Source organism: Flavobacterium artemisiae (genome assembly GCF_042678225.1).
Taxonomy (GTDB): domain Bacteria; phylum Bacteroidota; class Bacteroidia; order Flavobacteriales; family Flavobacteriaceae; genus Flavobacterium; species Flavobacterium artemisiae.
Window position 1 is genome coordinate 350,915 of record NZ_JBHUDZ010000018.1, and the last position, 13,977, is coordinate 364,891.

General features: G+C 37.7%; 16 protein-coding genes. 12 read left to right on the top strand and 4 right to left on the bottom strand.

The features are described from left to right. The first annotated feature begins 136 nt into the window (after positions 1-136). The 8 genes from ACFSC2_RS21340 (at position 137) to ACFSC2_RS21375 (ending at position 7,845) form a co-directional block, all read left to right on the top strand. Entirely contained in the window at positions 137-1,006 is an 870-nt protein-coding gene (locus ACFSC2_RS21340; protein ID WP_379813111.1) for a chromate resistance protein ChrB domain-containing protein, read from the top strand. Between the two features lie 55 nt (positions 1,007-1,061). Next, complete coding sequence (locus ACFSC2_RS21345) at positions 1,062-1,559, top strand: hypothetical protein (RefSeq protein WP_379813113.1); 498 nt, start codon at positions 1,062-1,064, stop codon at positions 1,557-1,559. 10 nt (positions 1,560-1,569) lie between these two features. Beyond that, positions 1,570-2,739 (top strand): chromate transporter, encoded by a 1,170-nt coding sequence (locus tag ACFSC2_RS21350; protein ID WP_379813115.1) that lies wholly within the window; start codon positions 1,570-1,572, stop codon positions 2,737-2,739. A 70-nt stretch (positions 2,740-2,809) separates the two neighbouring features. Beyond that, positions 2,810-3,280 (top strand): hypothetical protein, encoded by a 471-nt coding sequence (locus ACFSC2_RS21355; RefSeq protein ID WP_379813119.1) that lies wholly within the window; start codon positions 2,810-2,812, stop codon positions 3,278-3,280. 423 nt (positions 3,281-3,703) lie between these two features. Next, positions 3,704-3,880, top strand: coding sequence for a PID-CTERM protein-sorting domain-containing protein (locus ACFSC2_RS21360; RefSeq protein WP_379813121.1), 177 nt, complete (start codon positions 3,704-3,706; stop codon positions 3,878-3,880). A 46-nt stretch (positions 3,881-3,926) separates the two neighbouring features. Beyond that, a complete protein-coding gene (locus ACFSC2_RS21365; RefSeq protein WP_379813123.1) occupies positions 3,927-5,714 on the top strand; it encodes a T9SS type A sorting domain-containing protein in 1,788 nt (595 codons plus the stop codon). A gap of 685 nt (positions 5,715-6,399) precedes the next feature. Then, positions 6,400-7,278, top strand: a complete 879-nt coding sequence (locus tag ACFSC2_RS21370) for a hypothetical protein (RefSeq protein WP_379813125.1) — start codon at positions 6,400-6,402, stop codon at positions 7,276-7,278. A 162-nt stretch (positions 7,279-7,440) separates the two neighbouring features. Then, positions 7,441-7,845, top strand: a complete 405-nt coding sequence (locus ACFSC2_RS21375) for a helix-turn-helix domain-containing protein (protein ID WP_379813127.1) — start codon at positions 7,441-7,443, stop codon at positions 7,843-7,845. Between the two features lie 628 nt (positions 7,846-8,473). Here ACFSC2_RS21375 and ACFSC2_RS21380 read toward each other — a convergent pair. Further along, a complete protein-coding gene (locus ACFSC2_RS21380) occupies positions 8,474-8,626 on the bottom strand; it encodes a hypothetical protein (RefSeq protein ID WP_379813128.1) in 153 nt (50 codons plus the stop codon). A 156-nt stretch (positions 8,627-8,782) separates the two neighbouring features. On the opposite strand from ACFSC2_RS21380, the gene ACFSC2_RS21385 reads away from it, so the two are divergent. Continuing rightward, positions 8,783-8,989, top strand: a complete 207-nt coding sequence (locus ACFSC2_RS21385; RefSeq protein WP_379814301.1) for a winged helix-turn-helix transcriptional regulator — start codon at positions 8,783-8,785, stop codon at positions 8,987-8,989. A 157-nt stretch (positions 8,990-9,146) separates the two neighbouring features. On the opposite strand, the gene ACFSC2_RS21390 is transcribed toward ACFSC2_RS21385, so the two are convergent. Continuing rightward, on the bottom strand, positions 9,147-10,130 hold the full coding sequence (locus tag ACFSC2_RS21390; protein WP_379813129.1) for an aldo/keto reductase: 984 nt from the start codon (positions 10,128-10,130) through the stop codon (positions 9,147-9,149). 106 nt (positions 10,131-10,236) lie between these two features. Between ACFSC2_RS21390 and ACFSC2_RS21395 the strand changes: the two genes are divergently transcribed. Continuing rightward, positions 10,237-10,584, top strand: coding sequence for a winged helix-turn-helix transcriptional regulator (locus ACFSC2_RS21395; RefSeq protein ID WP_379813130.1), 348 nt, complete (start codon positions 10,237-10,239; stop codon positions 10,582-10,584). A gap of 1,207 nt (positions 10,585-11,791) precedes the next feature. Here ACFSC2_RS21395 and ACFSC2_RS21400 read toward each other — a convergent pair. Continuing rightward, positions 11,792-12,043 carry a hypothetical protein gene (locus tag ACFSC2_RS21400; protein WP_379813131.1) on the bottom strand — a complete coding sequence of 84 codons (252 nt, stop codon included), beginning with the start codon at positions 12,041-12,043 and terminating at the stop codon, positions 11,792-11,794. A 273-nt stretch (positions 12,044-12,316) separates the two neighbouring features. Between ACFSC2_RS21400 and ACFSC2_RS21405 the strand changes: the two genes are divergently transcribed. Both ACFSC2_RS21405 and ACFSC2_RS21410 read left to right on the top strand, forming a co-directional pair. Further along, on the top strand, positions 12,317-12,550 hold the full coding sequence (locus tag ACFSC2_RS21405) for a hypothetical protein (protein ID WP_379813132.1): 234 nt from the start codon (positions 12,317-12,319) through the stop codon (positions 12,548-12,550). Positions 12,551-12,594: 44 nt separating this feature from the next. Then, positions 12,595-13,077 (top strand): CinA family protein, encoded by a 483-nt coding sequence (locus tag ACFSC2_RS21410; RefSeq protein ID WP_379813133.1) that lies wholly within the window; start codon positions 12,595-12,597, stop codon positions 13,075-13,077. An 88-nt stretch (positions 13,078-13,165) separates the two neighbouring features. Here the strand turns inward: ACFSC2_RS21410 and ACFSC2_RS21415 are convergent, their stop codons facing one another. After that, entirely contained in the window at positions 13,166-13,591 is a 426-nt protein-coding gene (locus tag ACFSC2_RS21415; protein ID WP_379813134.1) for a response regulator, read from the bottom strand. Between the last annotated feature and the right edge of the window lie 386 nt (positions 13,592-13,977).

Below are 13,977 nucleotides of genomic sequence, written 5' to 3' on the forward strand. Positions count from 1 at the left end.
TCCTACTGTAATCAGACTTACTTTGAAAAAAAACTTCGCAAAATCCGAATGCCATAATCAAACGACAGACAGTACAATTTACTTTGAAAGAAAATTTATTTTATTTATTTTTAGATAATAATATGACGTTAATTTTATGAAATGGATTACCAGAGAAAGACCAAAAATTGACCGGATTGCCTGTCCGTGGCTGATTAAAAAATTTATAGATCAGGAAGCTGAATTTATATATGTGCCCTTTGATGAAGTGATCAGCAAAGCAGAAGAATTCGGGGCCATTCCCTTTGATATTCCTAATGTGGAATTTACACATTATGATGAGCAGTGTACGTTTGACTATATTATTAAAAAATACAAAATTGATGATCCTGCTGTATCAATTATGGCGGCAATAGTGCGGGGAGCAGATACAGACCGTCATGATATTGCAAAAGAATCTGCCGGACTTTGGGCCGTTTCAGCCGGACTTTCTTATAATATTAATGATGATTATGAGCTGTTAAAAACAGGCATAATACTTTATGATGCCTTATACAGCTGGGCAGCTCATTTATACCAGCAGAATCATCTGCAAAATAGTCCTTTCGAAAATTTACTTCATCAGGTCTATAATAAGTTTTTGAGCGAAAAAAAATCTAAGAATAAAAAAACACCTTCCTGGGTGAAAGATTTAAAAGAAATGATCCAGGATCAGATTGACACTCAATTTACATTTGATCTAAGACAAATCTCAACCGACCTCGAACTCAATCCATCCTATTTATCACGAGAATTTTCCAAATATTTTGACGACCTAAATTTTGGTGAATATGTCAGAAAGTTGAGAATTGAAAAAGCTATTGCTCTTATCGAAAACTCTTCTTATACCTTAACAGAAATTGCCTATGTGACGGGCTTTTCAGATCAAAGTCATTTTACCAGGATCTTCAGGATGCATACCGGAAAGAATCCTTCTTCATATCGAAAAAAAGTAAAAAAAAGTAATCCAGATACAAAAGGTAAATAAGATACTATTTCCAGCTGTTTAATAGTCCTAGTTTTGTTTTAGTATTAAACCAAACATGTCATTTAAACATCTGCTTTTTCTATCCGTATTAATTACAAGCCCGGTTTTGCTGTCTCAAACAGTGTATCCTAAAGTTACAGGCTACTTTGGGATAATGCATCCGCTGGTTAGCCTTAGTAAAGACCAGACCAATATTAATTTCAGGGATTACTATGCTGTAGGGTTTCCGACTGGTATTAACATCTGGAAAAATGAAAAAATAGGTTTTTCTTTTGAAATAGTTCCTAATATAAAGGATGCTCAGGGAACAGACAAAGTAACTAATTTATTATTTCATCCGGGAGTTCTTGTTTCTTTAGGTAAAGGATATGCATTTGCCGGAAGGGCTGCTTTTGAAACCAGCGGCAGATATGGTTTTACACCAGTATTTAATAAAACTATAATCAAAAACAAAACCTGCAGTTACTATGCAGCGATACCGCTGCCAGTACGTTTTGGCAATAATCATCCCGCCTCTTTTACAATAGGCTTTCAATTCGGAATTGCTTTCTAAATATATGATCATGATCGAAAATCACACCTATTCTTTAAAAGCACTGACCTTGTATTTTTTAAAACTTGGCACTATTGGCTTTGGTGGTCCCGTTGCTCTAGTGGGGTATATGTACAAAGATTTAGTAGAAAACAGAAAATGGATTTCTGAAGAAGAATATAAACAGGGTCTGGCTCTGGCACAATTAGCACCAGGCCCTCTGGCTGCGCAGTTAGGTATTTATCTTGGGTTTGTTCATTATAGGATATTAGGTGCCACTTTGGCTGGATTTGCATTTGTTCTTCCTTCTTTTATAATGGTTGTACTGCTGGGTGTTGTCTATCAGCTGTATGGCGGACTTTCTTGGATTCAGGCCGTATTTTATGGAGTCGGCGCCGCTGTTATCGGGATTATAGCATTGAGTTCTTATAAACTTACCTTAAAATCGATCGGCAGATTCAGTTTAGATTCTTTTAAGTCCAAATGGCTTTTGTGGCTGTTTTTTCTATTTGCAGCACTTACCACCTATAGTACAGAACAGGAACAAGTACTTTTTTTTATCGCGGCGGGTCTTTTATATATGGTCATAAAAGCACCAGCCGGCTGGTGGAATAGAGAAACAGTAAATTCTTTCTGTCTCCTTCCATTTGCATTTTATAATTATGGAAGCACAAGGCTTACAGAAATTGCCGTTTTCTTCGCCAAGGCAGGTGCTTTTGTTTTTGGAAGCGGGCTTGCTATTGTTCCTTTTTTACATTCCGGAGTAGTAACAGAAAAAAACTGGCTCACAGAACAGCAGTTTCTCGATTCGGTCGCGGTGGCTATGATCACACCGGGGCCTGTGGTTATAACAGTGGGCTTTATAGGATATCTGGCTGCCGGATTCCTTGGTGCTTTAACTGCTGCACTCGCAACATTTTTACCCTGTTATTTCTTTACGATCGCATTAGCACCATACTTTAAAAAAATTGCCGCCAATAAATCGGTTAAAGCATTTGTGGATGGAATTACTGCAGCCGTAGTCGGTGCCTTAGCTGGATCTGTAATCGTTATTGCCAAAAGAAATATTATAGATGTCCCTACAATTATGATAGCTGCTGCAGCTATTTTTTCATTACTTTACATAAAAAAAGTTCAGGAGCCGCATATTATCATCATAGCAGCTGTTTTAGGAATAATCATTAAAACAGCCGGCATTTAAAAACAGCCATAAAACTTTTAGGTACGTTTTTTGTTTTATTACTATTATTAACTATTAAAATATTGGAATTATGAAATCATTAAGATATTTATTCGCCGGATTACTTCTAGCAGCAGTAAATTTTTCAAACGCGCAGGTCAATGTAAATGTCAATATCGGAACACCGCCGGCATGGGGACCAGCTGGATATAGTGACGCAAGGTATTATTATCTGCCAGATCTTGAAACCTATTATGACGTAAGCACATCTAATTATATTTATATCAGTAACGGCAAATGGTTAAGAGCAAGAACACTGCCTGGTGCTTATAGAAATTATGATCTTTACAACGAATACAAGGTAGTGCTTACAGATTACAGGGGAAATGATCCTTATGACAATTTTAAAACGCATAAAATAAAATACGGAAAAGGTTATAAAGGAAAACCTCAAAAAACAATTGGACAAAAACCTGGAAAATGGAACAATAAACAGGGAAAAGATAATGGAAATGGCAGGGGACACGGAAATGGCAAGGATAACGGAAAACACAATAACTAAGAGGCTCAAAAGGCCTCTTTTTTTTTCGTTGTAAGGTAGTGGCGACATCATGACGCACAAATATAGAAGTTACCCCAAATTTCGTCAGAAAAAGTTAAGTCCCCTTTTTAGAATACTTCATGGTCTAAGTTTTGCTGGCAGAGCGGTGGTACATATGCATTTAAGAAATAAATCCCCGCAGAATCAAGTAACGTCTTAACTATTATCAGTTATTATAGAATACATAATTGGAAAATGCCGATCATATATATTTTAAACATTGAAATTATGTAAATTTTAACTTAGAATTATGAAAACTCGATAATATAAATTTGCAGACATTTGATTTTGTAAAATTTAATAATTTTAATATTACAAACCAAGTTCAATGTACCCTTCCTATCTGGATATGTATAAAATTCATTTTTTTTAAAAAAATTTCACATGAAAAAAATACTTACAGGTACATTTCTACTAGTCCAGACCATCACCTTTTCTGCAAATCCTCCTCCCCCTGGTCTTCCTGACGATCCAGTTGTCGTTCCAATTGATTCATTGATTTATGTTTTGTTGGCAGCAGGCACCGTATTTGGCATTTATACTATTTCTAAAAGGAAATAAAATCTGTTAACTTATTATCATTTGCAATAAAATATAAATTGATACTATGATAAAAAAATTATCTTTACTTTGTATTTTTATTTATGTGGACTGTTTCGCTCAGATTCATATTGGTGCATCAACACCTATGTACGTCAAAAACCAGGTCCTATACGTAACGGGAAACATAAATCTGGCATCAGGGTCCAATCTTTATTTAAGGAACAATTCCCAGCTGCTGCAAGGCACAGCAGCAGCATCCACAAATTCGGGTGCAGGTACTGTTTCGGTTTATCAGGAAGGCACCTCTGATAATTTCGAATACAATTATTGGTGTTCTCCGGTCGGTGCTGCAAATGGTGCGGCAGGCAGTTCAAATTTCGGAATTACTTTACTTAATCGCCCTGTCACCTCAATTAATGCTGCACCGGCGACAATACTTCCCGCAGGAAATTATAACGGAACCGCGCTTCCTCTAAGCATAGCCTCTAATTGGATTTACAAGCTTACAAATGCAGGCAGTTACTCCCAGTGGACTTTTGTCGGGGCAGCATCTTCAATAGCGCCCGGAGAAGGATTTACAATGAAAGGAACCAGCGGATCTGACCCTGCAGACCCTGAAACAACGGGAGTTGTTAATAATAACGGCAGCGGCAGACAGCGCTATGATTTCCGGGGCAGGCCCAATGATGGGAACATTTTAGTTTCAGTAGGAACCGGCAATGCGGCGACACTTACAGGCAACCCCTATCCTTCTGCACTTGATCTAAATGCTTTTCTGATGGATCCCTCCAACAGCGCCTGTACCCGCGTAGCTTATTTTTGGGAACAGGACAAGACAGTGGATTCTCATTACCTTTCAGCATACAGGGGAGGCTATGGCACGTATTCACCAGGTTCGCTGGGAAGCAATGGAATTTATGTCCCTGCAACATTTAACAGTTACAACAGCGACGGGACACTCAACACAGTGGGAACATCATCTGGTTTAGTAATCCAGCGGAAATACAGTCCTATAGGGCAGGGATTTCTAATAAACGGAAATTCTAACGGACAGGTTACCTTAAAGAATGCCCATAGGGTATTTTATCAGGAAGGGGGCGCCTTATCTCAATTTGCTAAAAATTCAAATACCACAGACACACAGAAAGCGCAGGAAAATACGCAGATTATACACATCAAAATAAATACGATCATCAATAACGCTTTCACCAGACAGCTTGCCCTTGCCTTTATGCCGGAAGCTACAGACGGCGTTGATCCTGGTCTTGACGCACTGAACATGGATGAGGCCCTGCCTGCTGACGTTTCATTTTGGCTGGAGAACAGCAGGTATGTGATTCAGGGGGTAAATTTTGACCCTTCTAAAAAAATACCGCTTGCCGTACAGGCCGACAAGGCCTGCACCTTAAAGTTTTATATACCGGAAACTATTGACTTTGATGCTTCCCAGAACGTGTATTTGCTGGATGAATTTGATTCATCCTATCATGACATTAAAAGCGGAAGCTATCAGGTGAGTGTTGCAGCCGGCATTTATAACGACCGCTTTAAAATAGCTTTCGACAGCCAGACATTAGGCACTGCGGGAGGATCAAAAAGCAGTCTTACCCTCTATCAGGAAAATAAAAGCAGGACATTGAAAGCTTTAAATCCCAACCTTCTTAAATTTCGTTCTTTTAACCTCTATGATATGACAGGGAAAACAGTATTGACCAAGAAAGAACTGCCCCAGGAACAAGTCTACAGTTTTTCAACGGCAGGTTTAAGTTCCGGCGTTTACATAGCTGTTTTCCTAACCGATGAAAATGAAAAAATCACCCAGAAAATCATAATTTTCAATTCGGGCGGCTAAATCAGGATCAAAACGCTTTACTCAAAAATACTTTTGACTGCCAAACTATTATTCAAAATAAATTACTACCACTATGACAGCATCTAAACTTACAAAAAAGTACTGCATATCGATTTTGTGCATTTTATTTACCTATGCTTCCCACGCACAAATTGGAATTGGGACTGTCACGCCGAATGCAAGCTCGGTTTTGGACATCACCTCCACCACGCAGGGTCTCCTGATGCCGAGAATGACCACTGTGCAGCGAAACGCGATAACAGCGCCTGCTGACGGTCTTATTGTCTATGATACTGATCAAAGGGCTTTTTATTATTACGCCGCCGCTGCATCATCCTGGATCCTTATCAATAACGCGTCCAATTCAAGACTTAACTTTAAACGCATACGTTCGACAGATAATTTGGCTGTGGTGCTGGCTGCCGAACTTGCTGCCGGCGGAGGAGCGAAATATGTTTTAACTTCCAATACTTTATATGAAATCAACGGCACAGTGACCTTCAATCTACCTATTGAACTAAACAATGCCTACATTCAGGGACTGGATGCCAATGAAGACATTATAGCAAAAACCTCGGGTACTCTTTTCGACGGTACCACAGGAGGAAGTATCAGAAGTGTGACCATTACAGCTCCCGGGGCAACTGTATTCAACCTAAATGCATCATCATCAACTGCCACTTTTTTGTTTAGGGACTCTATCATTGCCAATTCAGGAAGCGTGGGAACTATATCGGGATTTGGACTTGTTTTTGCCAGCATAGTTAATTTTTCCGGAAATACAAACGGAATAACATACAGCAATATCGGACAGCTTCTGCTGAGCAATCAGGCATGGTTCAGCAATAACGGCGGCACCTATGAAAAATTGACCGGTACCTTTAACTTGGTATCAAAGCAGGGCGGTTTCTCGAATGTTGCATCAGGAGCTTATGGATTTGACGTATCGGCCGCTGGTATTTCCATTTTAAGCGATGCTGTTTTGGAGTCGGTGGTATTTACCGGCCCTACACCTGCCAATTACGTTCGTCCTTACGCTTCAGGAACTTATTCGGGATATAACTTCAGCAACAGCTGGAATGTCAGGGCGGCGGGTATTCCGACAGAAACCGATGCGAACGCAACAGGCGATTTTGCAATGGACTATGCAGTCGGAAGCGGGCTAGCGGTAGCTTTTACTAACAACTTAAATCCCAGTGATATTGTAAAAGTAGGATCTGGCACACCCTCTACTGTTTACTCCAATTTATTCCGATTTTCCACCGACGCTGCTAATCGTCTGCGATATGTCGGTAAAAAGAAAAGGATTTTCCAAATTTCGGGATCTATTTCATTTCAGGTTCCAGCTGCAGGCACTTACATCATTTATATTGCCAAAAATGGAACCATGCTGACACAATACAAGATCTACGGCAGGGGGGCCTCCACAAATGATATCGTGGTTCTTCCGCTGAACGCTACAACCGAAATGATTACCAACGATCAAATTGAGGTTTTCGCACAGCGTTACACAGGAAGCAATGGAAACATAGTGGTGCCGAATATGACATTAACCATCAAATAGAACTCTTAGAAAAAGTACATCCAGTGCCTCTTTGTAAAAGCTGAATAAAAAAGTTACTCCGCGGATAATTTTTATTCAGCTGCAATACTTGTCATACCCTGAAAAGAAACAGCTAATTGTGCCGGTCGAACCTGAAAAATTCAGCCAGGTAAACTTCAATTTATGGAAAACGCAAATAAGCTCTGCAATGAATCAACCCTGAATTGTCAGAAAATAAAACTGGATAAATTTGAAAAACTTCTTGAGGATTATTTAGAATGTGATAAAGCCTCTCGTTTCGGTCTTCCAAATGCTGCGTACTTTTCAGATATACTGAAGATTCAGACTATTGATTTAGAATACCTTATTAAAAAAGAGAAAGATTCCACAGTGTGCGAATACATAGATGGATTCATAATTAATACAGCAAAATTAAAAATTTTTGACACTAGTAAGTCTATCAATTATACTGCATCAGAATTAGGTTTTAAAAACATTCATCAGTTCACCAGATTGTTTAAGAATAAAACAGGAATGACGCCTTCTAAATACAGAGAGACGGTGATAAAACATTTTAAAGATAAATAAAAATTCAAGTCAGTATCAAAAACTTTGATCAATAATTTGAATGATAATGGAACTGCCTTCAAATTTTCCACAAAAAAGCCGGGTCATTTTAAAGATAATCCATTACTCAAAAATTTACTTGAAGGTTACATCGGATTGTGTCTGTCGCATCTGTAAAATAACCCGAAAGAATTAAGGACCGAAAATTATGCAGCCAGTGTACAAAATGATTTGGACATACTTGCACTAAGCATCTGATTGTTTCTCACGTTATGTACTACTTCAATTCCTGCCAAGCTTTTTTTGACGAACTGAAAACTTTTGAAAACTAATCTCTATTTAATGCGCCGCTTGATAAATTTATGATCCAGCACAACCTTGACTTCTGCCATGGTAAAGTTATAATGTTTGAGGCTTACCATAATTTGTACCAACACGATTACGAAAGGGTGAAAAACTGGACTGAAGTAGTGATGGTACTTCGCCGGGAAAGAAATTATCGGATAACACCAGGCACGAACGAAAAATAAGCCTTCAGAATCAAATGACTTTGACGGCTGTACTTTAATGCATTCTGCGAAAAATAAGCATTGAAACACGTTTGCATTACAAATGACATATTCAAAGCAGTGTATTTTATAATCTACTATTATATTCTATTTACCATATTTCCAAAAGGAGCGTAAATAGAAGGCTCACGCACGACATTGATGTCTAGAAGCAGCTGGTCCCATTCCTGTGCATACGTTTTTTTTTGGATGCACTTGTAGAAAATACCCAACAGTATAATTCCAGATTTCATAACCAGAAACTCTTCCGGTTTTTGAATATTCTGATGAATGACAGCACTAATCAGATTTTTTTAGTGGCAAATGGAAAATATCGGTTTTGACTTTGTTACAACAGGCAGAGAAGATTTTCTGATTTATTGGCAGATGTAAGTGACATCACCAATAAAATGCTCAGCAAAGCGCTCAAAGAATTGGAAACTAACAGGCTGGTAAAAAGGACTGTTATAGACCGCCACCCAATCATAATTAATTATGAGTTTCCAGAACATGGCATAAAACTGACTTCCGTTATCCGTAACCTTTCCGAATGGGGAGCTCAACATCGCCGCGAGATCATCAGAAGTTCCAGCCAAACGACGCTGGGTAACGCATAAAACCAATCCATTTGATGAATTGTTTTTTTTCTAAAGTTTACTGGCAAGTTACGATTGGGAGCGCAGTTTTTTATTTAGCAATAAAATTATACCCACCAATTTCTGTTGCATATACAGTAGTTTCATTAATCAGTAATTCATTGGAACGAGAAGCTGATCAACTTCTCAATTTAATATCCGCTCTCCTTACAGTGGCCAGCAGATCATGGGGATATCCCAATGATATTGAGCTGCTTTTATCCAACAGAGAAATCTGTTCTTCTGTCAAATTTATGCTTGCAGCTTTTAGACTGTGTTCAAAGTGTTCAAGTTTACGCGCTCCAATCAATGGAAATGCTCCTTTTGATAATACCCATGCAAATGCAACCTGACCTGGGGACGCATTTATATCTTTCGAAATACTTAATAATGTGTCAAGAATTGTCTTTGTTTTTTTATCTTCATTATAAACTGCATCAGCTACAAAATTAATACGTCCAAGTTTGCCTGTCCTATATTTACCAGTCAGTACTCCTCCAGCAAGCGGCGAATACATCATTGTTCCTAAGCCAAATTCATCTGCCATCGGAAGGAGATCACGTTCCGCTGTTCGTGCCAATAAATTGTATTCAATCTGAAGCGCAGATAACTTTACTGATGTTGCAATGGCCGCAACTTTCCATGCGGGAAAATTTGTAAGACCGGAATACAATACTTTACCATCCTTAACCAGATCTTCCAAACCTCTCGCTATTTCATCTAAAGGAGTAATACCGTCATCAAAATGTGGCATATAAAAATCAATGTAATCAGTCTTTAATCTGCGTAAGCTTGATTCAACTGCCTGCTTCATTGATTTACGATTATTACCTGTATTGCTGATTGATGGCGTTAATTCACTACTTCTGGTATATTTTGTACAGATAATAAAATTAGTTCTCTGCTTTTCCAAAAACTTTCCCACAATTTCTTCTGCTTGACCGAATTGATATACATCCGATACATCAATAAAATTCCCTCCTGCTTCTTTGTAAGCTGCGAGAATTTTTTGAGATTCTCCTGGATTCGCCCCATATCCCTTTAGAGTTCCGAAATTTGCCGCACCAAGTGCTAATTCACTTGCATACAAACCTGTACGTAAACCAAATAATTTATATTTCATATCTATATTTTTTACACTGCAAAGATATCGGCAGATATAATTTATGTCAAGTACGGATAAATTCAGCCGTATTAAAATCTTATCTTTGCATATTAAACTGCCTGTCATGTATAAGAGGAAAAAAAATATAACTGTTGAATGCGGCCTTCACTTGTTTTTGGAGATTATCAATGGAAAGTGGAAGATTACTTTAATTTGGCACATCTACAATGGAGTTATCCGTCCCGGGCAGCTCCAGCGAAAAATTCCCAAGGCTTCTCGAAGAGTTTTAGAAACACAGCTTAATCAGCTGGTAAAGCACGGAATCTTATCAAAAGAAACTTACAACGTAAAGCCTCCTAAAGCCGAATACTCCTTAACTTCATTAGGTGAATCACTTATTCCTATCATTGAGTCTACTGCTAAATGGGGGGAGAACAACCGAGCGCAGTTAGAAAAGTTAATCATATCTTAAAGTGTCTAAGATATATTATTATTTTAATTTCCAAAAATTTTACAAACTAATAATTAATTTATTTTGGTATTGCATATTTTGATCTAATTGAGAAGTAGAGCATTAATTTCAGTACCTTGCAATAAGTACCTTTTTTTTAAGGCAACTTGCGCCATTGGCCAACTTCATATAATCGTTCAAAAAAACGCATTTTAGGATACGTTAGATTGCAACAGATTTAATATGCATTCAGCATATATGAACCTGATTCTGAGGGGACAATTGTATTATACCATTACCTTGGAACTGCAAATCGATTCATATATTATTGCACCGGTAACTTAGCTCCTAGGTGAAAATAAAAAAATTTCCAAAGTTGAACTATACATTAATACACACTGTAATGGACTTAATATCGTTAGATGTAACAAAAGAACTACGGTCACCTCCCAATTAAACTGTTACTCAAAATTCTGAGACAAAAATCGTGGCAAGTAAGTTTTGGAGTTACTACCAAATTTGCTACAAAAAAGCAGGCAGATTTAATAAAAAGAGCTTAACTATTTTGTTCATTTATACATTTTTCCGTCAATCCCCAACAGGAAATCCAAACCAAATTCACAAATTCACAAAGTCACTGGAAGACAGACAACTCCATATAATAAGCCAATTTCTTCAAATCATCCAAAAAAAATGTTGAAATTTGTCCCGTCGGAGTCACTACAGCCAAATGGCGCCAATTGAAGACAATGGGCGCCATTTATTATTCAAAAAATTATTAATTAATATATTTGGTAATTTTTTGTTTTCGTTTCCTTTATTGGAATCGTACCAGAAAAAAATAGCGCAAACAATGCATTAAAAGGATTAATATTTATATGAGATTCTGGATTTAAATTTTTATAAATAAAATTTTCAAAATTTAAAATTTTATTTCCTAATCTTTTTATCTTAAAACAATAAAATCTGAAAGATTTAATGTATTGTCAGAGGTTAAAAAGTCGTGACGAATAGCAGTTCTCCGGAATAAAACAGGGCGCTGCAGCAGCCCTAGCCCCGGTAGAAGAGGAAATCCTTTTGTGCCGGGGTTCGGCACAAAAGATTGTAACGTATAGCGGGAAGAGCTCCTAAAAAAGAATTATATGCAATTGACGATTCTGACACTCAAATACATTCCGGTAAAAATTCTAATATATTATTTATCCAAACCATCCACAATTCTGTCCACCTATAACTTCAAAATCGATATACTGTCCTCAAGCTTTTCCCTTGCAATAAATGCTGTAATGAATTCGCGTACCTCGCTGTCACTTCCATTCTCAATCCCAAAAGAATTGATATGAAAGTCATCATCCTGGTCCAAAATGTGGATGATCTCCGTGTAGCCCTTTGCAATTAAACTGCCTTTTAATTTAATAATACTTGACTGCTGCCTGCCGTCCAGTTCTTTTCGAACTTTTAGCTTCATCCCCTTTTCCATCGCCGGTAATTTAAAATAATATGTTAGTGGTATTTCATCTCAAATATAAAACATTATTAAATGATAGATAGTTTCTTATAGAGAATTTAACTTCATTTTTTTGATTAAGTCCCGGGATGGATCCGAATGTAAATTTGATAAGAATTGCGTATTTACATATAAAAAAATATTGAAGCTATGGTATTACTTTTAAGTGCCTTAACAACCGAAATTTGTTTCGGATGTAAAATTTAGCAAACGATGAACAATTTCTTTAACCATAAATAAAAAACAATGGAAGACCTGATACAACAGTTCGAAAAAGACCTTAGGCAGCACCTTGAAAATGTATATAATGCTTCTTTGGAGCCCGATGATATTAAAAGACTTGACCAGGCCGAAAAAACGGTTTTTGATTTTGTGGATGATTACCTGCTGGAATCTGCCCTGATTGCCAGGGACGTGGAACGCCCCACCCAAGAGGTGCTGGACCAGTTTGCCAGATCAAAAATAAACTTCATTGAATAGCTTTATATGGAACCAGAAGAACAGCGTAATAAATATTTAAGGTTATGACATCAGAAATTATAATCCAATGCAGCGAGGCCATTGCGGCCAAATGCTGGAACATTGCTTTTGCAGAAAGCGCATCAGCGGGAAAACTAAGTGCTGAATTTTCTTTAACCCCGCTGTCGGGGAAAATTTTAAGGGACGGTATTGTCTGTTATGAAGTTTTTGTCAAAGAGCAGATACTTCTGTTGCCGCACGAACTTATAGAGAAGCATACGCCCGAATCAGCAGAGGTCACCAGTGCCCTTGCCCAGCGCACAGCGGTCATATTCAATGCCGATATAACTGTGGCCCTGACAGGGCTTACCAGTCCGGGAGGAAGCGAGACCGCGCAAAAACCGGTCGGCACCATCTTTTTGTACATCATTACGCCTTCGGGCACCATAGACCACAGGGAGGTTTTCCCCGGCAGTCCCGAGCAGATTATACAGCAGGCAGCCGATAAAGCCGCAGCATTGATCATTGAAAAAATAAAATCGGAGTAAATTGGATCACATTCGCAAAATTAAATCAGTACCTGCCGAGCACAATTTCAGTACCTGCCCTGCGAATTTACTGTAATAAATATACGTATTATTTCACATAATTTGGTGAAACACAATTATTCCAATACTCAACAATATTCTTTATCATTTCTTTCATTTTACCAAGCTCCGCTGGCTTAACAAAAAATCCCTGTACAGATTTGGAATAGGCATCAACAACATGTTTTTGTTCTGCTGTTGTTGAGAAAAAAAGATATGGAATAGATTTCATCCTTAAATCCTCGTTCTCATGAACTTTTGCCCGAAGTTCGATACCGTTTAACTTTGGCATATTGATATCAGAAAATATTATAAACGGCTCCACAGTTGTCTCAGTAAGATAATTAAGAGCTTGTTCTCCGTCACCAAAAAAAATAATTTCATTTGGATATTGAAGCTGTTCAAAAACATCTGCCAGGAATTGCTGGTCATCCACATCATCTTCTATAATTATTATCGGACCGCTTTTATTCATAATTCAATTATATTTATTTCTGCAGCAAGGTAACAATATAACTTCATTTAAGGTCAATATACCTGCGAGTTAATTTATATAATTGCAGGTCCGAGGTATTAGTTGAAATTATCCAATTTGCATATTATAACGCTTATGCATCAAGAACAAGGTAGAATCAGCTCTATTTTGTTTACTTCCATAGGCAATTAAGCAATTGGTTCAATCGTAACTGCCATTCAGCAAATATTTTGGCAGTTTCTAAAAAAAACTTGGAGCTATACCTGATTTTTAAAGCCGTTAATTTTTTTTAGTATGCCGGTAACAGTTTTACCACCAATGTTTTATAGCGGATTGCAACAATCATGAAAGGTATCAATGCATGATTATGTTACTACAGGTTCTTT

Bases quoted from the DNA above. Each gene is read 5' to 3' on its own strand.
- ACFSC2_RS21390 (WP_379813129.1), bottom strand. From the start codon at position 10,130: ATGAAATATAAATTATTTGGTTTACGTACAGGTTTGTATGCAAGTGAA.
- ACFSC2_RS21355 (WP_379813119.1), top strand. From the start codon at position 2,810: ATGAAATCATTAAGATATTTATTCGCCGGATTACTTCTAGCAGCAGTA.
- ACFSC2_RS21385 (WP_379814301.1), top strand. From the start codon at position 8,783: ATGCTCAGCAAAGCGCTCAAAGAATTGGAAACTAACAGGCTGGTAAAA.
- ACFSC2_RS21410 (WP_379813133.1), top strand. From the start codon at position 12,595: ATGACATCAGAAATTATAATCCAATGCAGCGAGGCCATTGCGGCCAAA.
- ACFSC2_RS21345 (WP_379813113.1), top strand. From the start codon at position 1,062: ATGTCATTTAAACATCTGCTTTTTCTATCCGTATTAATTACAAGCCCG.
- ACFSC2_RS21380 (WP_379813128.1), bottom strand. From the start codon at position 8,626: ATGAAATCTGGAATTATACTGTTGGGTATTTTCTACAAGTGCATCCAA.
- ACFSC2_RS21365 (WP_379813123.1), top strand. From the start codon at position 3,927: ATGATAAAAAAATTATCTTTACTTTGTATTTTTATTTATGTGGACTGT.
- ACFSC2_RS21360 (WP_379813121.1), top strand. From the start codon at position 3,704: ATGAAAAAAATACTTACAGGTACATTTCTACTAGTCCAGACCATCACC.
- ACFSC2_RS21340 (WP_379813111.1), top strand. From the start codon at position 137: ATGAAATGGATTACCAGAGAAAGACCAAAAATTGACCGGATTGCCTGT.
- ACFSC2_RS21350 (WP_379813115.1), top strand. From the start codon at position 1,570: ATGATCGAAAATCACACCTATTCTTTAAAAGCACTGACCTTGTATTTT.
- ACFSC2_RS21405 (WP_379813132.1), top strand. From the start codon at position 12,317: ATGGAAGACCTGATACAACAGTTCGAAAAAGACCTTAGGCAGCACCTT.
- ACFSC2_RS21375 (WP_379813127.1), top strand. From the start codon at position 7,441: ATGGAAAACGCAAATAAGCTCTGCAATGAATCAACCCTGAATTGTCAG.
- ACFSC2_RS21400 (WP_379813131.1), bottom strand. From the start codon at position 12,043: ATGGAAAAGGGGATGAAGCTAAAAGTTCGAAAAGAACTGGACGGCAGG.
- ACFSC2_RS21395 (WP_379813130.1), top strand. From the start codon at position 10,237: ATGTATAAGAGGAAAAAAAATATAACTGTTGAATGCGGCCTTCACTTG.
- ACFSC2_RS21415 (WP_379813134.1), bottom strand. From the start codon at position 13,591: ATGAATAAAAGCGGTCCGATAATAATTATAGAAGATGATGTGGATGAC.